At 55.1% G+C, this 22,725-nt stretch carries 24 protein-coding genes, 1 other RNA gene and 1 pseudogene; 14 read left to right on the top strand and 12 right to left on the bottom strand.

Going from position 1 to position 22,725, the window contains the following annotated elements; translation table 11 throughout:
• Nucleotide 1: 1 nt before the first annotated feature.
• On the bottom strand, nt 2-313 hold the full coding sequence (locus tag AAIG26_RS05960) for an MGMT family protein (RefSeq protein WP_017458903.1): 312 nt from the start codon (nt 311-313) through the stop codon (nt 2-4).
• Nucleotides 314-478: 165 nt separating this feature from the next.
• Here AAIG26_RS05960 and ffs point away from each other — a divergent pair.
• Nucleotides 479-575, top strand: an RNA gene (ffs, locus tag AAIG26_RS05955) — signal recognition particle sRNA small type.
• 31 nt (nt 576-606) lie between these two features.
• Here the strand turns inward: ffs and AAIG26_RS05950 are convergent.
• Nucleotides 607-1,017: a GFA family protein gene (locus tag AAIG26_RS05950; RefSeq protein ID WP_343180216.1), complete on the bottom strand. Its 411-nt coding sequence runs from the start codon at nt 1,015-1,017 to the stop codon at nt 607-609.
• Nucleotides 1,018-1,173: 156 nt separating this feature from the next.
• On the opposite strand from AAIG26_RS05950, the gene AAIG26_RS05945 reads away from it, so the two are divergent.
• Nucleotides 1,174-1,767 (top strand): hypothetical protein, encoded by a 594-nt coding sequence (locus AAIG26_RS05945; protein WP_343180215.1) that lies wholly within the window; start codon nt 1,174-1,176, stop codon nt 1,765-1,767.
• A gap of 3 nt (nt 1,768-1,770) precedes the next feature.
• Here AAIG26_RS05945 and AAIG26_RS05940 read toward each other — a convergent pair whose 3' ends face one another.
• Nucleotides 1,771-3,192 (bottom strand): PLP-dependent aminotransferase family protein, encoded by a 1,422-nt coding sequence (locus AAIG26_RS05940; RefSeq protein ID WP_343180214.1) that lies wholly within the window; start codon nt 3,190-3,192, stop codon nt 1,771-1,773.
• 84 nt (nt 3,193-3,276) lie between these two features.
• Here AAIG26_RS05940 and AAIG26_RS05935 point away from each other — a divergent pair, with 84 nt between their 5' ends.
• The 7 genes from AAIG26_RS05935 (at nt 3,277) to AAIG26_RS05905 (ending at nt 10,200) form a co-directional block, all read left to right on the top strand.
• Complete coding sequence (locus tag AAIG26_RS05935) at nt 3,277-3,888, top strand: hypothetical protein (protein WP_160271074.1); 612 nt, start codon at nt 3,277-3,279, stop codon at nt 3,886-3,888.
• Between the two features lie 135 nt (nt 3,889-4,023).
• Nucleotides 4,024-4,569: a GNAT family N-acetyltransferase gene (locus tag AAIG26_RS05930; protein ID WP_343180213.1), complete on the top strand. Its 546-nt coding sequence runs from the start codon at nt 4,024-4,026 to the stop codon at nt 4,567-4,569.
• 234 nt (nt 4,570-4,803) lie between these two features.
• Nucleotides 4,804-5,055: a hypothetical protein gene (locus tag AAIG26_RS05925; RefSeq protein ID WP_017459970.1), complete on the top strand. Its 252-nt coding sequence runs from the start codon at nt 4,804-4,806 to the stop codon at nt 5,053-5,055.
• Nucleotides 5,052-5,270, top strand: coding sequence for a hypothetical protein (locus tag AAIG26_RS05920; RefSeq protein ID WP_020456790.1), 219 nt, complete (start codon nt 5,052-5,054; stop codon nt 5,268-5,270). Before AAIG26_RS05925 ends, AAIG26_RS05920 begins: the two co-directional genes overlap by 4 nt.
• Nucleotides 5,271-5,526: 256 nt before the next feature.
• The gene (locus AAIG26_RS05915) at nt 5,527-6,606 is read left to right on the top strand and encodes a LacI family DNA-binding transcriptional regulator (protein WP_343180212.1); all 1,080 of its coding nucleotides are present in this window, start codon (nt 5,527-5,529) and stop codon (nt 6,604-6,606) included.
• Nucleotides 6,607-6,711: 105 nt separating this feature from the next.
• Complete coding sequence (locus AAIG26_RS05910; RefSeq protein WP_343180211.1) at nt 6,712-9,786, top strand: beta-galactosidase; 3,075 nt, start codon at nt 6,712-6,714, stop codon at nt 9,784-9,786.
• Nucleotides 9,787-9,846: 60 nt separating this feature from the next.
• Nucleotides 9,847-10,200 carry a DUF1428 family protein gene (locus AAIG26_RS05905; RefSeq protein ID WP_020456793.1) on the top strand — a complete coding sequence of 118 codons (354 nt, stop codon included), beginning with the start codon at nt 9,847-9,849 and terminating at the stop codon, nt 10,198-10,200.
• Nucleotides 10,201-10,208: 8 nt separating this feature from the next.
• Here the strand turns inward: AAIG26_RS05905 and AAIG26_RS05900 are convergent, their stop codons facing one another.
• Nucleotides 10,209-10,754, bottom strand: a complete 546-nt coding sequence (locus tag AAIG26_RS05900) for a flavin reductase family protein (RefSeq protein WP_097406268.1) — start codon at nt 10,752-10,754, stop codon at nt 10,209-10,211.
• A 43-nt stretch (nt 10,755-10,797) separates the two neighbouring features.
• Nucleotides 10,798-12,357, bottom strand: coding sequence for an EAL domain-containing protein (locus tag AAIG26_RS05895; RefSeq protein WP_343180210.1), 1,560 nt, complete (start codon nt 12,355-12,357; stop codon nt 10,798-10,800).
• A 99-nt stretch (nt 12,358-12,456) separates the two neighbouring features.
• On the opposite strand from AAIG26_RS05895, the gene AAIG26_RS05890 reads away from it, so the two are divergent.
• Nucleotides 12,457-13,173 (top strand): GntR family transcriptional regulator, encoded by a 717-nt coding sequence (locus AAIG26_RS05890; protein WP_343180209.1) that lies wholly within the window; start codon nt 12,457-12,459, stop codon nt 13,171-13,173.
• Nucleotides 13,174-13,175: 2 nt separating this feature from the next.
• Here AAIG26_RS05890 and AAIG26_RS05885 read toward each other — a convergent pair whose 3' ends face one another.
• Nucleotides 13,176-14,375, bottom strand: coding sequence for an enolase C-terminal domain-like protein (locus AAIG26_RS05885; RefSeq protein ID WP_343180208.1), 1,200 nt, complete (start codon nt 14,373-14,375; stop codon nt 13,176-13,178).
• A gap of 276 nt (nt 14,376-14,651) precedes the next feature.
• On the opposite strand from AAIG26_RS05885, the gene AAIG26_RS05880 reads away from it, so the two are divergent.
• Nucleotides 14,652-16,022, top strand: a complete 1,371-nt coding sequence (locus tag AAIG26_RS05880; RefSeq protein WP_020456798.1) for a PTS transporter subunit EIIC — start codon at nt 14,652-14,654, stop codon at nt 16,020-16,022.
• 3 nt (nt 16,023-16,025) lie between these two features.
• Here AAIG26_RS05880 and AAIG26_RS05875 read toward each other — a convergent pair whose 3' ends face one another.
• From AAIG26_RS05875 to AAIG26_RS05860, 4 genes are read right to left on the bottom strand one after another with little or no spacing between them, the layout of a single operon-like run.
• Nucleotides 16,026-16,685, bottom strand: coding sequence for a methionine ABC transporter permease (locus AAIG26_RS05875; RefSeq protein ID WP_343180345.1), 660 nt, complete (start codon nt 16,683-16,685; stop codon nt 16,026-16,028).
• Nucleotides 16,682-17,473: an ATP-binding cassette domain-containing protein gene (locus tag AAIG26_RS05870; RefSeq protein WP_020456800.1), complete on the bottom strand. Its 792-nt coding sequence runs from the start codon at nt 17,471-17,473 to the stop codon at nt 16,682-16,684. Before AAIG26_RS05870 ends, AAIG26_RS05875 begins: the two co-directional genes overlap by 4 nt.
• Nucleotides 17,470-18,276, bottom strand: a complete 807-nt coding sequence (locus tag AAIG26_RS05865) for a MetQ/NlpA family ABC transporter substrate-binding protein (protein ID WP_045509176.1) — start codon at nt 18,274-18,276, stop codon at nt 17,470-17,472. Before AAIG26_RS05865 ends, AAIG26_RS05870 begins: the two co-directional genes overlap by 4 nt.
• Before the next feature lie 22 nt (nt 18,277-18,298).
• Nucleotides 18,299-19,327, bottom strand: a complete 1,029-nt coding sequence (locus AAIG26_RS05860; protein WP_045509174.1) for an isopenicillin N synthase family oxygenase — start codon at nt 19,325-19,327, stop codon at nt 18,299-18,301.
• 260 nt (nt 19,328-19,587) lie between these two features.
• Between AAIG26_RS05860 and AAIG26_RS05855 the strand changes: the two genes are divergently transcribed.
• Both AAIG26_RS05855 and ykgO read left to right on the top strand, forming a co-directional pair.
• The gene (locus AAIG26_RS05855; RefSeq protein WP_017459984.1) at nt 19,588-19,848 is read left to right on the top strand and encodes a type B 50S ribosomal protein L31; all 261 of its coding nucleotides are present in this window, start codon (nt 19,588-19,590) and stop codon (nt 19,846-19,848) included.
• Nucleotides 19,849-19,851: 3 nt separating this feature from the next.
• Nucleotides 19,852-19,992 carry a type B 50S ribosomal protein L36 gene (ykgO, locus tag AAIG26_RS05850; RefSeq protein WP_025263710.1) on the top strand — a complete coding sequence of 47 codons (141 nt, stop codon included), beginning with the start codon at nt 19,852-19,854 and terminating at the stop codon, nt 19,990-19,992.
• Here the strand turns inward: ykgO and AAIG26_RS05845 are convergent.
• Nucleotides 19,989-20,690 (bottom strand): annotated as a pseudogene (locus AAIG26_RS05845) (GNAT family protein). The gene ykgO and the pseudogene AAIG26_RS05845 overlap by 4 nt on opposite strands.
• A 100-nt stretch (nt 20,691-20,790) precedes the next feature.
• Between AAIG26_RS05845 and AAIG26_RS05840 the strand changes: the two are divergent.
• Nucleotides 20,791-22,239, top strand: a complete 1,449-nt coding sequence (locus AAIG26_RS05840) for a PLP-dependent aminotransferase family protein (RefSeq protein ID WP_343180207.1) — start codon at nt 20,791-20,793, stop codon at nt 22,237-22,239.
• Here AAIG26_RS05840 and AAIG26_RS05835 read toward each other — a convergent pair.
• Nucleotides 22,205-22,684 (bottom strand): YlaC family protein, encoded by a 480-nt coding sequence (locus AAIG26_RS05835; protein WP_343180206.1) that lies wholly within the window; start codon nt 22,682-22,684, stop codon nt 22,205-22,207. The genes AAIG26_RS05840 and AAIG26_RS05835 overlap by 35 nt on opposite strands.
• Nucleotides 22,685-22,725 lie beyond the last annotated feature (41 nt).

Here is a 22,725-nt window from a genome sequence, read left to right as displayed (position 1 = left end):
CTTAATAGATCCAGCGATAATGCTGTAAATCGATTTGCCCACTTCCCGACACCACCACGCCTTCCGCCAGCAGCGCCTGACGCTGACGCTGTAGATCCGGCCCGGTCAGCGAGATACAACCATGACGATTCACCACCCGATGCCACGGTAATGTGCTGCCTTCCGGTAAGCGTTTCAGCACGCCGCCCACCTGGCGTGCCGCGCGCGGTGAACCGGCCAGCTTCGCCACATCACCATAGGTCGTGACATAGCCTTCGGGTATGGCGGCAACGATTTGCCACACTCGCTGCGGGAAAGAGTCCTGTGTATCCATTGTGATGTCCTGAAGGAAGAAGAGGCAGCATAAACAGCCAATCGTGTGCTGTGAAGAGGGGATTGCGCAAGAAACCAGCATCCGCCCCGGCGCGGCTTGCAATTGCCATCCCGGATAGGGATAATGCGCCAGCGCGTTGGTTAACAACGCTCTCAATGGGGGCTCTGTTGGTTCTCCCGCAACGCTACTCTGTTCACCAGGTCAGGTCCGGAAGGAAGCAGCCAGGGCGGATGACGTGTGTGCCGGGATGTAGCTGGCAGGGCCCCCACCCAATTCTGCTTCCTTTGTTTTTCTCACTCGCGTGAATAACGCAAATACCCCGCAATGCCATCTTCTCCGCCATCCGAAGGGTGATGAACACCTTCTGAAACCGGAACTTGCGCAAAGTCGAAGGGCGAAACGCCAGCAATACAGGCCACATTGACACCATACTGATCCGGGTTTGAGCGCCGCTGATGGAAGGTGTAGATGCCGCAAATCGAGCAAAAATAGTGCATAGCTGTTCCGGTGTTAAAGCGATATTCGGTCAATTTATCCTTGCCTTTAATCACCTCAATGCCCGAGAGCGGGGCCGACACGGTAACTGCGCCGCGCATTCGGCAAAAAGAGCAATTACAGCGCCGCACAGTGTTAAAACCATCCGAAAGCTGCACCGAAAACGCCACCGCGCCGCAGTGACACTGCGCCATTAATTTTTCCGCCATCGCTTTCCTCATCAAGACAAATCAAACGGGTCTTTCAACCTTAGCCTTTTTTACCTTTTTTGGTGGGGGAAAACGCGTGGGTTCACTGGTGATGTTTTTATGCAGAAACGGTACGCTGTAGCCGCAAAAAATAATTCTGATAAAAGGGCAGGGAGTATGCGCAACATCGTATTGGCATTGACGTTATCGGTATCGACGGCATCTTTTGCCGCTACGTTGCAGTCGGGGGTTTATGAAGAGCTGCAACTGGCGGTATCACCCTCCGGGCAGGTCACGGGCTACTACTCTGAAACCATGGGTGTTGGCATGACGCGAAACTGCTCCTTTGCGCTGGCGGGTAACGTCTCTCCGGCCGGGGAGGCGGAAATTTCCAGCTGGTCTTCCGATGTGCTGCCGGGGCATCTTTCCGCTACGGCGGACGGCGTGACATTGAAGATTGCGAACGGGCAAAACCATGACGGCTGCATGAATGTGATGGTGCCGCAGATCAACGAGGGGATTGAGTTGAGTAAAACCCAGTCGACACAATGGGTTTCTCTCGCCGAAGTGGTTGATGAACGGGTTTATCTCAGCAGCACACCGGATACCAGCACGCGGCGCAAGGCGTGGATTGTCAAAGATGATGTGGTGGGAGTGCTGAAAACCGGGCAGGGCTGGACGCAGATCCAGTTTATTAGCGAGTCAGGGAAAAGCACCACTGGCTGGGTTAACAGCCAGTCGATAAAGCCGCTGACAGCGCCTGCGGCCTGAGTTTTACACCACGCTACGTTTTAATGGCGCTTGCGTTTCGCGAAGCGCCAGCCACAAGGGTTTAAGTCGCAGTAGCGCGTTTTCCAGCTCATTTGAATCCAGCGCGAAAGGGATACGCAGATAACGCTCAAACGCCCCTGTTAGCCCAAAACGCGGGCCAGCGCCGAGGTGGATACCAATCGTTTCTGCACGGGCAGCAAACTGCGTTGCCAGCATATCGGGCAGCTCTATCCAGAAAGAGAGGCCGCCTTCCGGCAGTGAGAAACGCCAGTCGGGGAAGTGTTCCCGCAACAGCGCTGCACAGCGATCGCGTCGTGCTTTGAGCATATCGCGACGCGCGGGCAGGAAGTTTTCGCCATTTTCCATCAGCCATAGCGTTGCCAGTTGTTCCAGCAGCGGTGAGCCGAGTTCCAGCGTATCGCGCGTCTGCACCAGCGTGGTAATGGTTCGCGATGAGGCGCGGATCCACCCTAAACGCAGCCCACCCCAAAACGTTTTCCCCGCCGAACCGAGCGTAATTACCGTGCTGCTACTATCAAACGCCGCCATTGGCGGTGGTGGCGGAGATTCGTACCACAAATCCACCATCGTTTCGTCAACCACCAGGGTGGTGCGCGCTTGCGCGGCAACGCTGACGATGGCCCTGCGCGTGGCGATATCCATACAGCGACCGGTTGGATTGTGATAATCAGGCATTAAATAAGCCAGCCGTGGCGCGGTCTGCGCCAGCGTCGCGGCGAAACCGTCGATGTCCCAGCCCGTTTGTGGTAAAGAAACGCCAACCGGCCTGCTCGACGCTCCCTGAATGGCGGCAATCGCCAGCGGGTAGGTTGGATGATCGACCACCACGCGATCGCCGGGCCCGGTCAGCATGCGCAGAATCAGCGCCAGACCGCTGAGCGCGCCATTGACTACCATCACTTCATCAGCATGCGTGGGTAAGCCGCGGGCGGTGTATCGTGTGGCAATCGCTTCGCGCAATGCCTGCACACCTAATTGCCCGTAACCGGTGCGGGAAAGATAGGGCGGAATGGCCGCCAGCGCGTGGGTATAAGCCTGGTGAATTTCCGGGCCAGCGCTGAGCGCGGCAGTGGAGAGATCGAGTGCTGTGCCTGCCGTGCTTAGCGTGGGTATCGCGCGGCTATCGGGCAGGATCACGCGCGAGCCACTGCCGTGGCGGCTTTCCAGATAACCTTCATCACGCAAGTGTGCGAGTGCGCTGGCAACGGTTGTGCGGCTGATCTCGAGCATTGAGGCCAGTTCACGCTCTCCGGGAAGGCGTGTCTCCATTGCCAGCCTGCCATCAAGGATCAGCAGGCGCAGCGCGTCGGCAAGTTGTCGCCATAACGGCGTACGCGAAGCAGGTTGTTGCCAGTGGCCCAACAGACGGTGTAACGAGTGGCTACCCAGACGGCGTGATGACATATACAGTCCACTATTTGAAAACTGGACATTAATAATAAGTCCATTTTCGGTAAAGATGAAAGCCTGGACAACCGGAGAAAAATAATGCTGCGTCGATTAATTCAACTGTATACAGGTCTGGTTCTGTACGGCGTTTCTACCGCCATGTTTGTACGTGCGGATCTGGGCGCGGACCCATGGAACGTCTTTCATTTAGGCATAATGAAATTGCTATCGCTGGATATTGGTACGGTGATGATCGTGACCGGTGCGCTGGTGCTGCTACTGTGGATCCCGCTGCGCCAGCGGCCCGGATTGGGAACGATCAGTAATGTGATTGTATTAGGTCTGGCCGCCGATGCTGCGTTGTCGCTGATGCCGGTGCTGAATTCGCTGGTGGCTCGCGGCACCTTACTGGTTTGCGCCGTGGTAGTGAATGCCATCGCGACCGGAATGTATATTGGCGCGGGGTTTGGTGCCGGGCCGCGTGATGGGCTAATGACCGGTATTCATGCGCGCACCGGCTGGTCGGTGCGGACTATCCGCACAGCGATTGAAGTTTCTGTGCTGTTTATCGGCTGGCTGCTGGGGGGAACCGTTGGCGTGGGCACGGTGGTTTACGCACTGGCGATTGGCCCGCTGATCCAGCTTTGCCTGCCGTGGTTTCGTCAGAAACCAACGCGAAAGCCTGAGCCACAAAGCGAGCCAGCGTTATAAATGTGTATTCACTGCAATGCGCTGCGCCATTCACCCCCCCTCAATTTTGGTGTTGAGCTGGCGGTTTACTTTATAAAACGACCAGGGGATTCTGGTGTAACAACATCCGTTGGCGTTGAAAAGGAGTGATGGTCAATGGCAACACCCGAGCTCGAAACCGCAAGACTTCTTCTCAAGCCGCTGGCATCGGAAGATGCCACGCAAATTCAGCGTATTTTCCCGCGCTGGGAAATCGTACGCTACCTGATAGCCAGTGTGCCCTGGCCTTACCCGGAAGGTGCCGCGCAGCATTATGTAGATAATGTTGCGCTGGCGGCAAACCGCGCAGGGGAAGGTTGGTTTTGGACACTGCGTCGCAAAGCAGACCCGACAGAGTTGATGGGGGTTATTTGCTTAATGAATACGCCAGATAATAACCGAGGTTTCTGGCTGGCACCGGAGTGGCAAGGGCAGGGCTTTATGACGGAAGCTTGCCATGCGGTGAATGATTACTGGTTCAATGTGCTCGATCGCGATGTGCTGCGCGCACCGAAAGCCGTGGCGAATGCGCGTTCGAAAAAGATTTCTGAACGTAGCGGAATGCGGCTGGTTCGCTGCGAGAAAGGGCAATACGTCTCCGGAGAACTGGACACCGAGCTTTGGGAGATCACGCGCGACGAATGGAATAATTTTCACCGCTGAAACCTGTCAGCCGCAGGAGGCTGGCAGGTTATTTAAATTTCATTGTCGATATATTTATTTACGCAGGTTTATTTGTCATTTAAATGACATATTAATTTAATATTTTTGTCATAATTCTTAGGCAGATTAATCTAGGGTTTTTTTAAGTTGTTATAATTCTGAAATATATTTCTGGATCAGTTCCATAAGTTCGTGTATTAATTAGCATGTTTATTCACACAAGAAGGGATAATCATGGCCAGTGCTGTATTAAACGTCAAAATTGATGAAGCGCTAAAAGAGAAACTTCGTCATTACGCAGAAGTAAATAGTGAAAATCTCGGTACCGCGACAGAAAAACTGTTGCTGCTGGCTTTTCAGGCTGCGGAAGAGGCGGGAGTATCGGAAGACGACATTGATAACCAGCATACCGAAGAAGAGAGTTCTACTCCGTTAACTCCTAAAGAAATTAAAGCGTTACGTAAACTTCTGAAGAAGAAAAAATGAACCAACAACTGCTATCAACCGCCAGCAACTATGGCGAAGCCTGTGAGCTGCTGCGCTCAGGTTTTGTTAAACAAGTTCGTCTGGACTGGAATATCGGAAGTGATGAGTTTTTTCGCATCGCATCAGACTGGTGCGACGCCGGAGCGAAAATTAAAAAAGAAGGGCACAGCTTTATTATTTCGATAAAAGGCTTCCCGATCCCGCGTCAGCAGTAATGTATTTGTCATGAAACTGTCATTTTAATTGCATTAAAAAATGTGATGGTGGTTTCATAATAAAAATACGTAACCATCTCAAATGCACATTACGGATGATGTTTCCGACGAGCCTTTTGTGGCTCGTCGCTATTTCTTTTCCCGCAAAATATCCTTCAACTGTATTTAGCCCTGTCTGGTATTTTCTCCGAAGCGCTCACAGGCACTGACCTGCAAACCGGGTATACTGGAAAACTGTTTGCAGCCGGGAAGCGCTATGAAAACCATCACTCTTTATGATGTCGCCAGCCATGCGGGCGTCTCTTACCAGACCGTTTCGCGCGTGATTAACGATGCGGCACATGTCTCGCCAAGGACGCGCGAGAAAGTGCTCGCTGCAATGGCGAAACTGCATTACATCCCCAATCGCGGTGCTCAGCAACTGGCAGGTAAACGCACAAAAACGCTCGGTTTGTTGACGACCGATCTGGCTTTGCATGCGCCATCGCAAATCGCGTCGGCGGTAAAATCCCGCGCCGGCCAGGCCGCGGCCAGCGTGATCATCTCTATGCTGGAGCAGCACGATGCAGCCAGCTGCTCGGCTGCCTTACAGGAACTGCTGGCGCAGCGCGTTGAAGGCGTGTTGATCAACGTGCCGCTTGATGATGCGCTGGCGCAGCAACTCGCGGAGCAGGCGGCACCCACGCCTGTGTTGTTCCTGGATGTTGGCGAGACGGCCGCGGTGAACAGCCTGGTGTTTGATGCCATGCAAGGCGCGCGGCTTGGCGTAGAACATCTGCTGGCGCAGGGGCATCGTCAGATTGCGTTACTCGGCGGGCCGCAGACTTCGGTTTCCGCGCGCACCCGCTTTGCTGGCTGGCTGACGGCGCTCCAGCAGGCGGGGCTTACGCCTTGTGCCAGCGCGCACGGTGACTGGAGCGCGGCTTCCGGTTATGAAAAAGCGCACAGTTTGCTTGCGGGCAGCCAGTTACCCGACGCGGTGCTGGTGGCAAATGATCAAATGGCGCTTGGCGTTATCCGCGCCTGCGTCGAGAAAGGAATTGATGTGCCGGCGCAGATCTCGGTGGTGGGTTATGACGATACCGCCGATAGCGCCTGGTTTTCCCCACCGCTCACCACTATCCGTCAGGCATTTAAAGAGGCCGGGGAGCGAAGCGTCGACTGGCTACTCAGCCCGTCAGCTCAGGGCGATGTCACAGGTCAAACGCGGCTGCCGGTGATGCTCATCGAACGCCACTCCACCGCGCCAGCCCGGCAACAGAAACTGAGTGGTGAAACCCTTGCCAGACGCTTAAACGAACTGGCGCAGCAGATTGCGATGCTGGATCGCCGTTAACACTTTTGTGATCCCCTTCGCTTTGATCCTGCTACCGGCTTTACCTGTGGTGAAAAATGCGTCATTGTGCCGTTAATTGTGAGCGCTTCGCAAAATGAGGTTTTTATGTCTGCTTCCGCGTTAAATTCGCTTCTCTCCCGCCGCGACTGGGAGAACCCGGTCCTCACGCACTGGCACCGTTTAGCCGCGCATGCGCCGATGCGCAGTTGGCGCGATGAAGTCTCTGCGCGTGTTAACGCGCCATCGCCCGCACGCCGCTTACTCAACGGTCAATGGCTATTCAGTTTTTTCGCTGCTCCAGAAGCGGTGCCGGCAGGGTGGATCGAGGAAGATTGCGCTGATGCGGTGGCAATGCCAGTCCCTTCAAACTGGCAAATGCAGGGTTTCGATACGCCGATTTATACCAATGTCACTTACCCGATCCCGGTAAATCCTCCGTTTGTACCACAACAAAACCCGACCGGTTGTTACTCGCTCACATTCGAGGTGAGCGAATCAGAACTGGTGCACGGGCAAACCCGTATTGTTTTTGACGGGGTGAACTCGGCTTTTTATCTGTGGTGTAACGGGCAATGGATCGGCTACTCACAGGACAGCCGCCTGCCTGCTGAGTTTGATTTAAGTCAGGCACTGAAGGTCGGAGAGAACCGGCTGGCGGTGATGGTGCTGCGCTGGTGCGATGGCAGTTACCTGGAAGATCAGGATATGTGGCGGATGAGCGGCATTTTCCGTGACGTTTCTCTACAGCGTAAGCCCGTCACGCACATTGCCGACTTTCACCACGTTACGCAGTTAAATGCGGAACTGACTCACGGGCAGTTGCAGGTTTATGCCCGGCTTGCAGGCGATTTTACCGATTGCCGCGTCGCTTTTGCGTTATGGCGAGGGGAAGAAAAAATCGCCGAAGCGCAACAAACGCCGGGCAGCGCAGTGGTTGATGAGCGCGGATGCTGGGCAGAGCGCCTGAGCGTCACGTTGCCGGTGGCTTCTCCATTGTTGTGGAGCGCTGAAACGCCGCACCTTTATCGCCTGACGCTAACACTGTTCGACGCACGGGGAAATGTACTGGAAGTGGAAGCCTGTAATGTCGGGTTCCGCCAGGTTGAAATCAGCAACGGCTTGCTGAAACTTAATGGAAAACTGTTGCTGATCCGTGGCGTTAACCGCCACGAGCACCACCCGGAAAACGGGCAGGCGATAGATGAAGCCACCATGCGTCGCGACATTGAGCTAATGAAACAGCATAACTTTAATGCGGTGCGCTGCTCTCACTATCCCAATCATCCGTTGTGGTATCAGCTGTGCGATGAGTACGGTTTATATGTGGTGGATGAAGCCAATATCGAAACCCACGGTATGGTGCCGATGAGCCGTCTCGCTGACGATCCACTCTGGCTTCCGGCGATGAGCGAACGCGTAACCCGCATGGTGCAACGCGATCGTAACCATCCATCGATCATCATCTGGTCGCTGGGAAATGAGTCGGGGCATGGCGCGAACCACGATGCGCTCTATCGCTGGCTGAAAACCACCGATCCGACGCGCCCGGTGCAGTATGAAGGTGGCGGGGCGAACACCGCCGCGACCGATATTGTTTGCCCAATGTATGCGCGCGTTGACCAGGATCAGCCATTTCCGGCGGTGCCGAAGTGGTCAATCAAAAAGTGGATCGGTTTGCCGGATGAAAACCGCCCGCTGATTTTATGTGAATACGCCCACGCGATGGGCAACAGCTTCGGCGGCTTTGCCAAATACTGGCAGGCCTTTCGCGCCGCGCCGCGCTTGCAGGGCGGTTTTGTCTGGGACTGGGTCGACCAGGCGCTAACGAAAAAGGACGAGAACGGACAACCGTTCTGGGCGTATGGCGGTGACTTTGGCGATACGCCAAATGACCGACAGTTCTGTATGAATGGGCTGGTTTTCCCGGACAGAACACCGCATCCGGCGCTGTATGAAGCGCAGCGCGCCCAGCAATTTTTCCAGTTCAGCCTGCTGAGTACCCAGCCGCTGGTTATTGAGGTGGAGAGCGAATACCTGTTCCGCGCTGCCGATAACGAGTCCCTGCGCTGGCGCGTGGAGCGTGATGGCGAGGTTCTGGCACAGGGAGAAACGGCACTCGATATCGCGCCGCAAGGAAAACAGAAAATTGCGCTCACGCTCCCTGAACTGCATGCGGCCCCGGGAGATGTATGGCTGAATGTCGAGGTTTACCAGCGGGCGGCAACGCGCTGGTCGGCGGCGGAACACCTTTGCGCGTGGGATCAGTGGCGTTTACCTGCCCCGCTGTATAGTGCACCGCGTGAGGTTAAAGGTACGCGTCCGGCGTTGCAGACGAGCGAGCTGGATTACACAGTCAGCGCTGGTCATCAGCGCTGGCAGTTCAGTCGCCAAAGCGGCAACCTGGTGCAGTGGTGGCGCGATGAGCAACCGACGCTGTTAACGCCGCTCACGGACTGCTTTGCCCGCGCGCCGCTGGACAACGATATTGGCATCAGCGAAGTGACGCGCATTGATCCTAACGCCTGGGTAGAGCGCTGGAAAGCGGCTGGCATGTATGACCTGCACGCGCAGTTGCTCTATTGCGAGGCGGAAGAGGGGGCAGCAGACGTTGTTATTCATACGGGACATTGCTGGGTGGGCGCGGGAAAAACGGCGTTTATCAGCCATAAGCGCTGGCGCATTGATAGCCACGGTGTATTGCACGGTGACGTGGAGGTACAGGTGGCAACCGATATTCCGCCACCGGCGCGTGTCGGCCTGGTTTGCCAGCTCGCAGAACTCCATTCGCAGGCAAGCTGGTTAGGGTTAGGGCCGCATGAAAACTACCCCGACCGTAAACTGGCGGCGCGCCAGGGTTTGTGGACATTGCCGCTTGCTGCGCTGCATACGCCCTATATTTTCCCCGGCGAGAATGGCCTGCGTTGCGATACGCGCATGTTACGCTATGGCGCGCATCGACTGGACGGCGATTTCCACTTCTCGCTGGGGCGCTACAGCGATAAGCAACTGCGCGAAACCACACATCATCATCTGCTGCGTGAAGAGGCTGGTTGCTGGCTGCATGTTGATGCGTTCCATATGGGAGTCGGCGGCGATGACTCCTGGAGCCCAAGCGTGTCGGAAGAGTTTATTCTCAACATGGACAAGGTGCGTTACGCCTTTTGCTGGCGGCAAGACTAAACTTATCGGGCCTGATGCGGCGGGGGTGTCCTGCCGCACGGCCACTTCGGAGATCAACTCATGAAGTATGTTGATGGTTTTGTGGTTGCCGTGCCGGCCGATCAAAAAGAGGCCTACCGCCAGTTGGCGGCAAAATCTGTCGCGTTGTTTAAAGCGTATGGCGCCACGCGGATTGTCGAATGCTGGGCGGACGATGTTCCCGACGGTAATTTCACCGACTTTCGCATGGCCGTGAAAGCTGAAGACAACGAAGAGGTCGTCTTCAGCTGGATTGAATATCCATCAAAAGAGATACGCGACGCCGCGAATCAGAAAATCATGGCTGACCCGCGGATGCGCGAGCTGGGCAACGAGATGCCCTTTGACGGCAAACGTTTGATTTACGGGGGCTTCGTTCCCATTCTTGACGAATAAGTGGTCGCTCAGGAAACTTTGGTAAACAGCGCCTTGCGCTCCAGCACGTCGCCATCGGTACGGAATACTCCCCCACCGACATAATGCAGGGTTTGCGGCCACTCCGGCTGGGGGTTAACCCGTGCGGCAACCACTTCAAAAATAAAGAAGTTGTAGTTATCCACCATCGCGTCATCGTAGAGCCGGCACTCGAACTGCCCGAAACACTCTTTTATCGACGGCGCGCTGACCTTGTCGCTTTTTTCTGCCGTCAGGCCAAATTTCGCGAACTTGTCGACGTCATCGCCGGTGCAGTTACCGATGCGTGAAACGGTATCAATCATGCTGGCTTCCGGCAGATTAATTACACATTCACCGCTCTGGCGAATGCGCGCAAAACTGGCGTTTCCCGCTGAAATCATGCAGCCCACCAGCGACGGCGTAAACTCCAGAATCGTGTGCCAGCCCAGGGTCATAATATTGTTTTGCCCTTGCCAGTGGCTGCTGAGCAGTACCACCGGGCCGGGTTCCAGCCAATGCCGGACATCATGCAGCGGCCAGGATTGCTTTTTCATCATGCTTCCTCCGCGTGTTAAACCACTTTTAACAGTAGCAAAACTAGGCGGCGCGCAGGTTGTTTTCCGCCCACTGAATAAACGCGTCAGGCGGCAGCGCTTTGCTGTAGAGCCAGCCCTGGCCGTACTCCACGCCATACTTCTTTAGCCACTGAAGCTGGCCTTCGGTTTCAATGCCTTCTGCCACCATCGCCAGCCTGAGCGCTTTCGCCATATCGATGATGTGCGGCGTTACGGCTTTGTACTCCAGCGCATCGACAAACGATTTGTCGATTTTGATGATGTCGACATCCAGATTTTGCAGATAGCTCAGGCTGCAATAGCCGGTGCCAAAGTCATCAATGTAAATTGCGTGTCCGGCGGCGCGCAGCGCACTGATTGCCGGGCCGCTCACAGCCGGATCGGCGAAACCGCGTTCGGTGAGTTCAAGGGCGATTTGTGTTGGCGAGAGCTGCCACTGGGCGAGGAGACGCGCCAGCAGATCCGGCAGTGTAGGATCAAGCAGATCCGCCGGCTCAAGGTTAATCGAAATATGTTGATCCGGGTGTTGGTGCAGCCAGGATCCGAGAGTGGAAAATACGGTTTCGACCACCAGTTTGGTCAACTGCGGCATCAGACCGCTGTGCACCGCCAGCGGAATAAAAATATCTGGCGCAAGGTAACTGCCATCTTTCTGCCGCCAGCGTGCCAGCGCCTCCGCGCCGACTATCTTGCCGTTATCGAGCTCAACAATCGGTTGAAAAAAAACGGTAATTTCGCGTCCGTGAATGGCGTCCTGCAACTGCGCGCGCGGTGAATGCAAACGGCGCAGCAGCCTTAACATGACAAAAGCGAGCAGCAGGCTTACCAGCAAACCGAGTGGCAACCAAATCATCAGTAACCGATGCCAGTTTTTTTCCAGCGGCGCAATCGCCATCCAGGTAACAATTGCCAGCCCCATGTCCGCATCGCGCTCGATCCGGTAGACCTCGCCATTGGTAATGATGCGCGTTGGACCCTGCTGGTTTATTTGTGCCAGCCTGGCCGCAGTCAGCCGGGGGCTTCCGGCAATGCGCTGGTGCGTTTTGGTATTGATAAGCGCGATATAAACGGGGGCGGTGCCATGCGACAAAATATCAATAAACGACGTTGGATCGACCATCACCACATAGTGCGCACTGCCGATTGCGACCATATATTTCGCCAGACCCAGATCGTTGTGGCGAGTCAGCCAGGCGCGAAAGCCATCGGTAGTGATCTTCCCGGGCTCGGGAAAAGGCGGAATATGGCTGTCGGCTTGTAGTGATGAGCAGATCGGTTGCAGCCCGTTCATATAAAGAACTTCGCGCACATAGCGCCATGAATAAGAAATACGCCGCATCGTCAACAAATGTTCTGGCGTACAGGGCGCGCCATCGTAGGCATCCAGCTCACGAAGCGCGGCTTTACTCTGGTTGATGACGCGTTGGGTACGCATTTCTGCCAGCGTAGAGTACGCGTCCAGATCATTCATAAAGTTTTCTTCAGCCTGGCGGTGACTCATCCAGATACTCAGGCTCACCGGCAGGAAAATGGCGAGCACCAGAGCAACTGTCGCAAGACTCATCAGTCGTCGGTTGGTCATGATCAAAAATCCTTCTTTGATACTGATAAACGAGGAGTATCTTTTAGCCGCTGATGTTATAACACGCGGCAGCGATTGTTTTCTTTCAGGAAAGAAAGGATGAAAAAAAAAGAGTTTGTGACCCAGGATTTGCTAAGCAAAATTTATCAAATCAGCGCGCCTGGCCCGCGCAAACTCCCGCCTGAACGCCAACTGGCTCAGGAGTATGGCGTCTCGCGCTTTACTATCCGACAGGCGCTGGAAAAACTCGCGAGTATTGGTGTGGTGAATATTGTGCAGGGTTCCGGCATCTGGATTAACGAGCAGGCGCGCAGCAATCCGCTGGTTTACAACTCCATCACCGAAAAGCGTTTTGATCAGATTCGTTTTCGCATGATTAGCCTGCATAAAAAGCGCCCGGACCGCGATGAACAGCAAATCTTTGGCCTGGACGAAGAGAGCTTTATCTGGCAGTTTTGCCGCCTGCGGTTTGTCGACGAACAAGCGGTACAGATTGAGATTTCCCGCATGCCGGTGGAAGGGTTTGCCGATCTCAACCAGCAGATCATTGAACGTTCGATCCAGCAGTATGTGCTGGGCAAAGGCTACCGGATCTCACATCTCCTGACCACCTACCGGGCGGTGAGCGTGAGCCGCGAACAGGCGGTGCTGTTGGGCTGTAAAAAGGGCAGCCCGGCAATGCATATTAGTAATCGCGGTATCCTGGAAGGCGGGCAGGTGTATGAGATCAGCGACATTATTGATATCAACTACACCTGTACGTATGTCATTCCGCATAACCGCGAAAACCTCACCTTCCGCCAGGGTGGTGGCTGACGTTACGGCGTGTGGATGGCGCCATCGGCAAGGCGGCTTTGCGTCCACTCATGCGGGCGATAGATGCCAGGGTGCGCCAGCGCTTGCTGCTCGTCGAAACTGACGCCAATGCCCGGTTTTTCCGGCGCATAGACGAAGCCATCTTTGACTTCCGGCGCGCCAGGAAACACCGCGTCTGTGCTGGCGGAGCGGGGGATATACTCCTGGATCGCCGCATTATGCAGATGAATATTCAAATGCGTATTCACCGCCACACCAATGGGCGTCATATCTCCCGGCCCGTGCCAGGCCAGCCGTACGCCGAATGCCTGGCACAGAATCGCCAGTTTTAATGCCGGTGTGATGCCGCCAATCTGCGAAATGTGGCAGCGGATGAAATCGATGCGGCGATTGACAATCAACTCGTGCCACTCTGCCGGGTTGTTAAACAACTCGCCCATCGCCAGCGGCGCACTGCTGTGCTGGCGCACCTGATCCAGCCATGCGCTTTGCGCTGGCGGCAGAATATCTTCAATAAAATAAGGCTGATACGGCTCAAGCTGCTTTGCTAACTGCACCGCTTGTTGCGGGAATAAGCGCTCGTGAACATCGTGCAGGATCTGCAAGCGATAATCATATTTTTCCCGCAACGCTTTAAACATCGCCACGGTGTTGGCCATGTACTCCTGCTGATCAAAATAGGCGCCGGTTGTGGGATTTTCCGGCGTATGCAGTTGCGCGGGCGTGCCGCCGTAAAAACCGAGCTGGCAGCGAATGTGGCGATAGCCCTGAGCCGCCAGCTTGTCGACGGCGGTGAATAATTCTTCCAGCGTTTCGCCACTGGCATGGCTGTAGGCGGCGATAGCATCCCGTGATTTCCCGCCGAGCAACTGGTACAGCGGCATGCCCGCCAACTGACCTTTGATATCCCACAGCGCCATATCAACGCCGGAGATGGCGTTGTTCATGATCGGGCCGTTACGCCAGTAGGCGTTAACGTTCATCATTTGCCAGAGATCTTCAATGTGGTTGGCATCACGGCCTATCAGCAAGGGTTTCAGATATTCATCGACCAGCGTTTTCACCGCCAGTGGGCGTTGCTGGAAGGTGGCACAGCCGTGCCCCGAGATGCCTTTATCGGTTGTCACCCGCACTACCACCAGGTTGTGGCGGTCGGGCCGGGTGATAAAACATTCGATATTCTGGATAAGCGTGGGCGTCACGGGAACTCCTTTACAGCGTGAGATAAGCGAGTGAGGGCTATTATCTTCGCCCTAATTTTGGCGAAAGGTAAACTGTTTTGTGGAATAAATTTTTTGGTCAGTTATTGCTTCTTTTTTTAATTAAAAACCAAACCAATTTAAGGTTTGTTGCGTTTTTATGGCTTGTTGATTGGTAATTGTGATGCGATTCATATTTTATTGGTTTGTTTTAAAATTTGGCTTTCTCTACCATTTGAGGCAATGAGTAAAACGACAACACATCCGGCAGGAGTTTTTATGGGGACGCAAGAAGCCATCGGCAATATTATTCGCCTGGTGGGCGGACGGGATAATATCAACAACGTCTGGCACTGCATGACACGCTTACGTTTTGATCTGATCGACGATGACAAAGTGGATCAGAACGAAATTAAAAAACTGCCGGGCGTGCTGGGCGCACAACTGCAAAGTGACCAGTTCCAGATTGTGATTGGTCCAAAAGTGAATAGCTGGTACGAGCAACTACTGGCCATGCTGGGTAAGGCACCAGAACACGCGGCAGGGCAGGGGAAAGCGCGCAAAAGCCTGGTGTCGATGTTTATGGATACGGTATCTGGCGTGTTTGGGCCGATTGTGCCCGCCATTGCTGGTGCCGGGATGATTAAAGGTCTGCTGGCCGGGTTGATTGCGCTAAAAGTGGTATCGGCGAAAAGCGATACGGTGATGGTTATCGATCTTATCGCCAGCGGTGTTTTCTATTTCCTGCCGTTTTTCCTTGCGGTTTCGGCGGCAAAAATATTCAAGACCAATGAATATCTCGCAGCGGCGATTGCCGCTTGCCTGATGTATCCTTCGCTGATTGAGGCGGCAAAAGCGCTGGCAACACATCAGGATGGCGCGGTCAGCGCGTTCTGGTTGCTTAATGCGCTGCCGGTGTCGGTGTTTAACTACTCGGCCAGCGTCATCCCGGTTATCTTCTCGATCCTCGCGTTAAGTTACATTCATCGCTGGGTCGATAGCATCATGCCCGATGTGTTGAAAACCGTTTTTACCCCAACATTGACGCTGTTTCTCGGCGCGCTGGCGGCGCTGGTGGTGATTGGCCCGATTGGTATTTACCTGGGCAAAGCGCTGGCGTGGTTTATTGAAGGGCTGTTTGGCGTGTCGGCGAGTTTTGCCGGGCTGATTGTCGGCGCGATTCGCCCGGTGGCGATCCTCACCGGGATGCATCACGCGATGACGCCGATTGCATTACAGAACTTTAGCGAGCGCGGTTACGACATGCTGATGCCGATGATGTTTATGGCAAACATGGCGATTGCCGGGGCGACGTTTGCTATCTGGCGGTTGAGTAAAAACCGCCAGGACAAAACCGTTACGCTGTCGGCGGCTATCTCCGCGCTGCTGGGGATCACGGAACCGGCGCTGTTTGGCGTACTGACGCGCTACAAAAAAGCCTTTATCGCCGCCACCGTCGCAAGCTCGCTGGCCTCTGCGTTCATCGCCTTCTTCGGCGTGCGGCTGTATGGCTATATTTTGTCGAGCATTTTCAGCCTGCCGGCCTATATTGGCCCGTACTTTGTCTTTGCGGTTTCAGGTGTGATCATCGCGCTTGTCCTGTCGTTTGTGCTGACCACCTTGCTCGTGGGTAAAGAGGCGCAAGAGTAAACCTTATCGTCGGTGCGCCAGGCGGCGCACCAGCCTGTCGCCCGCCATTTGTACCCCTTGCACCAGCGCCACCAGAATCACCACTGTGCCGACCATGACCTGATCGTTAAACCGCTGATAGCCGTAACGAATCGCCAAATCGCCAAGACCGCCGCCGCCAATTACGCCAGCCATCGACGAGAAACCAATCAGCATAACGATAGTAAGCGTGATACTCGCCAGCAGGGTGGGTAACGCCTCCGGCAGCAGCGCTTTGGCAATCACATGCCACAGATTACCGCCCATCGAAAGAATGGCTTCAATACGCCCGTAATCCACTTCATCGAGCGCGTTTTCCGTTAACCGTGCGAAGAAAGGAAATGCGCCGATGGTCACCGGCACCACGGCCGCCGTGCTGCCAAGCGTAGTACCAATCAGCGCGCGGGTAAAAGGGATGAGCGCAATCAGCAGCACAATAAAAGGCAGTGAGCGGCCAAAGTTAATCACCGCACCCAGCAAGGCATTCAGTTTTGGCATTGGTGCCAGCCCGTTACTGCGTGAGACAAATAACAGCACGCCGACGGGCAAACCGATCAGTACGGTGAAAAATGCCGCCAACCCAACCATATAAATCGTCTCCAGCGTGCCGTTAAGCAGCAGCGGCCAGAGATCGTCCCAGCTCATGCGACCACGCATAACGGCCTCCCGTTAAAACCATGGCGGGCCAAAAACGCCTGTTCGGCTTTTGGATCGTGCAGTAGCGCCTGGCGCAGTTTTGACCACGGCGCGACCAGCAAATCGGCGATTTTTCCGCTCTCGATAAGCTCGCCATTTTCCAGTAGCGCGGCGTGATCGCACAGGGTTTTCACCACTTCCAGCTCGTGGGTGATCAGCACTATGGTGAGCTTCAGTTTCTGGTTGATATCTGCCAGCAGCTCAAGCACAGACGCGGTGGTTTGGGGATCTAACGCGCTGGTGGCTTCATCGCACAGCAGCACGTCTGGCCTTGTCGCCAGCGCGCGGGCGATACCGACGCGCTGTTTTTGCCCACCGGAAAGCTGCGAGGGAAAGGCATCGGCTTTTTCACTCAAGCCGACCAGCCAGAGCAGCTCTTCGACGCGCGCCTGGCGCTGCGCTTTTGCGACGCCAGCGATTTCGAGCGGCACGGCAATATTGTCGGCCACTGTGCGCGCATGCAGTAAATTGAAGTGCTGGAAAATCATGCCGGTGCGCAGGCGATGCTCGCGCAATGCCGCTTTGTCTAACTGCGTGATGTCGTTGCCGTTGATAATAATGCGGCCCGCCGTGGGCCGCTCCAGCAAGTTAAGGCAGCGAATCAGCGTGCTTTTGCCCGCGCCACTGCGCCCAAGGATGCCGTAAATCGCCCCCTTCGGTACGCTCAGCGAGACCTCTTTCAGCGCCGGTCGGCCTGTTCCGGCATAGGTTTTGCTCAGCCCTTCAATCTCTATCATGACTGCGGCGCGACCGGGATCACCGAGCCGTTATATTGCTTACGGATAAACTCCGCCACCTGCGGCGAGGTGAGATCTTTCGCCAGTTCTTTGATGCGCGGATCGTTAGCCAACTGCGGGTTGGTAACCAGAATATTGGCATACGGGTTGTGGCTCGCGCTTTCCAGGCCGAGCGCATCTTTCGCCGGGGTTAACCCGGCTTCCAGCGCGTAGTTACCGTTTATTACCGCCAGATCGACATCATCCAGCGAGCGTGGGATCTGCGGCGATTCGATCTCAAGGATCTTCAGGTGTTTTGGGTTTTCGGCAATATCTTTCGGTGTTGCCAGCGTAGTTGCCGGGTCGGTGAACTTACTGTTGAGTTTTATTAATCCCTGCGCTTGCAGCAGAAACAGCGCGCGACTCAGGTTGGTGGCGTTGTTCGGTACGGCTACGGTGGCGTTATTGGGCAGCGATTTGAAATCTTTATATTTGTGCGAGTAAATACCCAGAGGTTCGATATGTACCGTCGCGGCAACCGCAAAGGTTTTGCCCAGCGCTTTTTCCTGATCCTTCAGGTAAGGAACATGCTGGAAATAGTTCGCATCGACGTCGCCGTTCGCCAGCAGTTCGTTGGCGTTAGCACCACTGGTTAGCTCGACAACTTGCAGATCCAGTTTTGGGTCGATCTTTTTGATGTAATTAAGGATTTCCGCGTGTGGTACCGGGTCGGCAGCAACGCGCAGAGCGGCAGCCTGGGCGGAAGACCAGGCCAGTGAAAGAGACAGTGCAACCCCTGCCAGAGTGAATGCGGCATGTTTCATGATGTGTGTTCCTGTGTTGTTATTAGACGATCAGTTGTTCTGTGCGTTCGCGCAGCACATCGCGGTAATAGCGTTCCGCCACATCCGGGTGGGAACGCAGACGCCCTTTCAGGTAGTTCCATCCCACGTCGCGCAGTAGCGGATTTTGTGGGTCGCTCTCTGGCCCGCGCGCTTCCTGTGCCAGCTCAGGTGGCAGTGTGTAAAGCGGGACGACGGCATCCAGTTGCGCGCCGAGGAAGAAGGCGATAGAGAGGCGCTGCTGGCCGGCCGGGGGCGATACCACGCGATGCACGGTGGCGCGCAGATAACCGTTTGTCGCCAGCTCCAGCAACTCGCCAATATTGACCACAAAGCTGCCTGGCAGCGGTAACGCATCGATCCAGCGGCCGGGTTCGATTTCGACCTGCAACCCTTTTTGCTCGTCCTGCAGCAGGAAACTGAGGAAACCCGAATCTTTATGCGCGCCGACGCCCTGTGAGCTCTGCGTGTTTTGCTGGCCGGGATAGCGGATCAGTTTGATGTGTTCGTTGGGCTTGCTGCCATACAACGCATCAAAGGCGTTGGCTGGCAGGTGCAGTGCTTCGGCAAAGGCGCGCAGCAAGGTGATCGCCATGTTGGTCATTGCCTGTTGCCAGTTAAGCAGGGCGGGTTTTAGCGTCGGCTGCGCCGTTGGCCACAAGTTTGGGCCTTGTAACCGTCGCCAGCGCGGGTCATTTTCACTGAGCTGCAAAGCCGGGCGTTCCGCGCCGATATCAAACTGTTCGCGCCAGTCAGGCTGCCCGCGGGTGATTTCTGATGCTGCGCGGTTGTAGCCGCGAAAATGCGGAGAATGGATCATCGCCACTTGCTGTTTTTGCGCATCAGAAAGCGCGAAAAATTGCCGGGCTTCGTGCTGGACAGCCTGCTGTAGCGCGTCATCGACGCCGTGGTTAATAAGGTAAAAGAAGCCGATATCGCGCGCGGCATGGCGCAGGTCGGCAAGAAAGGTGTCGCGCTCAGCGCGTTGCGTATAGCGGGCGAGATCGAGAATAGGCAGTGTTGTCGCGGTCATTGTGGTCTCCGGGGACGTTAAAAAGATGTCGGTTCTGGCTCAGGGTTCGGCGGCAACAACAGCGCATTTTCTTTTCCTCATATTTGGGTGTCGTCACAGCTTGCCTTATGACAAACACTTCAACCAATAACGTTCTTTTCTAATTTATGACCGGGCAGGATCATGTGCTTTTGCAAAAAACGCATAACGCGGAATGCTTGAAATGGGCAAATAAGTTCGATAAACTTTTGTTATGTTATAACAAAACAAAAGAGTGAATGATGAGACCTGATATCCACCCCCATTACCGTACCGTTGTGTTTCACGACACCAGCGCCAATGAGTATTTCAAAGTGGGTTCGACCATTAAAACGGACCGCGAAATTGAACTGGAAGGCGTGACGTATCCGTACGTCACGATTGACGTTTCTTCCGCTTCGCACCCGTATTACACCGGTAAACAGAAAGTGATTGCTAACGAAGGCAGCGCGGCGCGTTTCCAGCAGCGTTATGGCCGCTTTTTTGCCGATAAAAAGGAGTAAATGATGCAGGTGCTGAATTCACTACGTAGCGCGAAGCAACGCCACCCTGACTGCCAAATCGTTAAGCGCAAAGGGCGTTTGTATGTGATTTGCAAATCTAACCCGCGCTTCAAAGCCGTGCAGGGTAAAAAGAAAAGACGCTAAGCGCGAAGCGATGCCAGGGAATAACGCTGCTTGCCGTCAGCCGTGAAATTATCGGCGGCAAGCCAGCGTTGCAGCGCGCTATCCACGGCAGGCCATTCACTATCAATAATTGAAAACTAGTCTGTGTCGCGGTTATGGCCTTTACTCACCAGTGCCTGACGAAAGCGGCCTTCAAACTGAAAACCTAAGCGCAGCGCGGCCTGGCGTGAAGGTTCATTCAGACTGTTGCATTTCCACTCATAGCGGCGATAGCCAAGCGTGTCAAAAACGTAGCGCATCAGTAACCATTGGGCTTCTGTCGATGCCGGGGTACGGCTTAGCAGGGGCGAAAAATGCACGCTGCCCACTTCTACCACGCCGTTTTTTTCATCAATGCGCATCAACGATAAGCTGCCAACCGGCAAACCGGTTGGCTTATCGATAACGGCAAAATGAAGCGGATCGCGAAGGTCGCATACGCTGGTGACCCACGCGCTAAATGCGGCTTCATCCTGCTCGGGTTCGCGCAACAACCATGTCCAGCTACGGTTGTCGCCTGCACGTTGATGCGCCTGAAACAGTGCGGCGGCGTGTCCTGGTTGCAAGGGTTCGAGACGACAATAATCGCCTTTCAGCACTACGCGCTCGGGGAAAGGTCGCGGATGCCAGCCCGGCAGCGCTGCACCGATCGGCTGTTGATACACGTTGAATGCGTTCATTTGTGGCTCCTTTTGATATGCCGCCAGCGTAACGTGGTACTGGTTCCCTAAAAAGAGCCATACCGCTATAGTCTTATGGGGCCACGATTGAGAGCGTGAAATGAACATTCCGGACGATGAGTTATATGCGCTACTGCGCCAGCCGCTGGCGGCGCGCGTGGGAGTGACGCGGCAGCGGACGCTTTATCTGGCGCTGCGTGATGCGATACGTAATGGCAGGTTAAAATCGGGTAGCCTGTTGCCGGGTTCGCGCGTACTGGCGCAGGCGTTGGTGCTTTCGCGCAATACTGTTAACACGGCGCTTGAGCAGCTGGCGGTGGAAGGATATGTATTGCGTGACCGGCAAGGAACGCGTGTCGCTACACTGACAAATGTTGAACGTTCACCGCAGACGCCGCCACCGGTCAGGCTGGCGCGCGGCGTACAACAGCTACCCGGCGGTGTTCAGCGTTATTCACCCGCGCTGGCATTCACTCCCGGCATTCCCGCCGCCAACTATTTTCCGCTGGCTATCTGGCGGCGTCTGACGGAGCGAGTATGGCGCGACGAGGGCAACGCGTTGCTGAATTATGGCGCGTCTGCCGGTGAACTGCGTCTGCGCGCGGCGATTGCGCGCCATCTGGCGATTTCCCGCGGTATTCATTGTGACGCCGAACAGATTGTGATCACTGAAGGTGCGCAGGAAGCACTGATGTTGTGTGTGCGTTTGTTGTGCGATGCCGGTGATGAAGCGTGGGTGGAAGAGCCTGGTTATGGCGGTGCAAAAACCGCGTTTTTATCGGCGGGGTTGAATGTCACGGGAATCGGCGTCGATAACGAAGGTATGCGGCTGGATGTGAAGGCAACTACGCCGCGCATTATTTACACCTCGCCGTCGCATCAATATCCCTTAGGCCAGGTGATGAGTGCAACCCGGCGACTGGCGTTGCTGGATTATGCCCGTCGTGTGGGGAGCTGGATTATCGAGGACGATTATGACAGCGAGTTCCGTTATCCGGGCGAGCCTATTCCCGCGATGCTCGGCATGGTGGCTCATCCGCCGGTGGTCTATATCGGGACATTCAGCAAGACGCTGTTTCCATCGCTGCGTATTGGCTTTATGGTCATGCCGCCCGCCCTGGCGCAGGTTGCTGCGCCGGTTATTGGTAGTTTATTACGCGGGGGCCACCGGGCAGAGCAACTAACGCTGGCGCGTTTTATTGAAGAGGGACATTACACGCGCCATCTGGCGGCGATGCGGCGTCTTTACCGCAAGCGGCAGGCACATTTGCTGGAGGCGTTACACAGCGAAATGCGGGTTGATCATCATGTATATGGTGGCGGCGGTGGGCTGCATTTAGCGTTGTCGATTCCGGGGATTGACGACCAGGCTCTTGTTCGCGAAGCGCATCAACTCCAGCTTGCGCCGCATGCATTAAGCCGTTTCTGGCTTGAGCAAAACGCGGCATCAAGTGGGCTGGTATTGGGTTACGGTAATACCTCCGCCGCGCGGTTTCCGGCGGCGGTAAGTGCGCTTAACCGGCTGATTGTGCGCCAGCAGGGCGGGTAAGAGTGAAAACATCGTAAAAAGAGAGTTCGCCTTTACGCTCAACCATTTTCCGTAGCTGCGCTTTGTGTTCCTCATCCACACTCGGCGAGTGAAGAATGGCCTCAATCAAACCATCAGGTACAAAGCGGGTGTTGTACCACTCGCCGTTATAACAGACGCGAAAATCGAGAACATCGATATCGTCGTAGTTGTAGCGCGGGTAAACATCGAAAAAGAAAAAGCCGTTTAGCACGATGAACAGCACAACCAGCAACCATACCGAACCGGAGAGGGTTTCGGACTGCAGCATCACGGCGAGCGTAGCCAGCCAGGCCAGATACATGCCGATAAACAAGCCAGGATGTTTGCGGATAAAACTGATGCTGAAGCGCGGCCGGTTATCCCGTTTCTCGCGCTGATTTATCTCTTCAATCGTTTCGGTGAGCAGCTGCTGTATCTCTGTCATCTTACGCCTTTGTTGATACTGTTTTGCAGGTGGACAGCCTA

It is taken from the genome of Kosakonia sp. PSU_27, assembly GCF_039409795.1.
Taxonomy (GTDB): Bacteria; Pseudomonadota; Gammaproteobacteria; order Enterobacterales; family Enterobacteriaceae; genus Kosakonia.
Note: the sequence above shows the minus strand (reverse complement) of the source record. Positions and strands in the feature narration are given on the sequence as shown.

Bases quoted from the DNA above. Each gene is read 5' to 3' on its own strand.
- AAIG26_RS05960 (WP_017458903.1), bottom strand. From the start codon at position 313: ATGGATACACAGGACTCTTTCCCGCAGCGAGTGTGGCAAATCGTTGCC.
- AAIG26_RS05950 (WP_343180216.1), bottom strand. From the start codon at position 1,017: ATGGCGGAAAAATTAATGGCGCAGTGTCACTGCGGCGCGGTGGCGTTT.
- AAIG26_RS05945 (WP_343180215.1), top strand. From the start codon at position 1,174: ATGCGCAACATCGTATTGGCATTGACGTTATCGGTATCGACGGCATCT.
- AAIG26_RS05940 (WP_343180214.1), bottom strand. From the start codon at position 3,192: ATGTCATCACGCCGTCTGGGTAGCCACTCGTTACACCGTCTGTTGGGC.
- AAIG26_RS05935 (WP_160271074.1), top strand. From the start codon at position 3,277: ATGCTGCGTCGATTAATTCAACTGTATACAGGTCTGGTTCTGTACGGC.
- AAIG26_RS05930 (WP_343180213.1), top strand. From the start codon at position 4,024: ATGGCAACACCCGAGCTCGAAACCGCAAGACTTCTTCTCAAGCCGCTG.
- AAIG26_RS05925 (WP_017459970.1), top strand. From the start codon at position 4,804: ATGGCCAGTGCTGTATTAAACGTCAAAATTGATGAAGCGCTAAAAGAG.
- AAIG26_RS05920 (WP_020456790.1), top strand. From the start codon at position 5,052: ATGAACCAACAACTGCTATCAACCGCCAGCAACTATGGCGAAGCCTGT.
- AAIG26_RS05915 (WP_343180212.1), top strand. From the start codon at position 5,527: ATGAAAACCATCACTCTTTATGATGTCGCCAGCCATGCGGGCGTCTCT.
- AAIG26_RS05910 (WP_343180211.1), top strand. From the start codon at position 6,712: ATGTCTGCTTCCGCGTTAAATTCGCTTCTCTCCCGCCGCGACTGGGAG.
- AAIG26_RS05905 (WP_020456793.1), top strand. From the start codon at position 9,847: ATGAAGTATGTTGATGGTTTTGTGGTTGCCGTGCCGGCCGATCAAAAA.
- AAIG26_RS05900 (WP_097406268.1), bottom strand. From the start codon at position 10,754: ATGAAAAAGCAATCCTGGCCGCTGCATGATGTCCGGCATTGGCTGGAA.
- AAIG26_RS05895 (WP_343180210.1), bottom strand. From the start codon at position 12,357: ATGACCAACCGACGACTGATGAGTCTTGCGACAGTTGCTCTGGTGCTC.
- AAIG26_RS05890 (WP_343180209.1), top strand. From the start codon at position 12,457: ATGAAAAAAAAAGAGTTTGTGACCCAGGATTTGCTAAGCAAAATTTAT.
- AAIG26_RS05880 (WP_020456798.1), top strand. From the start codon at position 14,652: ATGGGGACGCAAGAAGCCATCGGCAATATTATTCGCCTGGTGGGCGGA.
- AAIG26_RS05875 (WP_343180345.1), bottom strand. From the start codon at position 16,685: ATGAGCTGGGACGATCTCTGGCCGCTGCTGCTTAACGGCACGCTGGAG.
- AAIG26_RS05870 (WP_020456800.1), bottom strand. From the start codon at position 17,473: ATGATAGAGATTGAAGGGCTGAGCAAAACCTATGCCGGAACAGGCCGA.
- AAIG26_RS05865 (WP_045509176.1), bottom strand. From the start codon at position 18,276: ATGAAACATGCCGCATTCACTCTGGCAGGGGTTGCACTGTCTCTTTCA.
- AAIG26_RS05860 (WP_045509174.1), bottom strand. From the start codon at position 19,327: ATGACCGCGACAACACTGCCTATTCTCGATCTCGCCCGCTATACGCAA.
- AAIG26_RS05855 (WP_017459984.1), top strand. From the start codon at position 19,588: ATGAGACCTGATATCCACCCCCATTACCGTACCGTTGTGTTTCACGAC.
- ykgO (WP_025263710.1), top strand. From the start codon at position 19,852: ATGCAGGTGCTGAATTCACTACGTAGCGCGAAGCAACGCCACCCTGAC.
- AAIG26_RS05840 (WP_343180207.1), top strand. From the start codon at position 20,791: ATGAACATTCCGGACGATGAGTTATATGCGCTACTGCGCCAGCCGCTG.
- AAIG26_RS05835 (WP_343180206.1), bottom strand. From the start codon at position 22,684: ATGACAGAGATACAGCAGCTGCTCACCGAAACGATTGAAGAGATAAAT.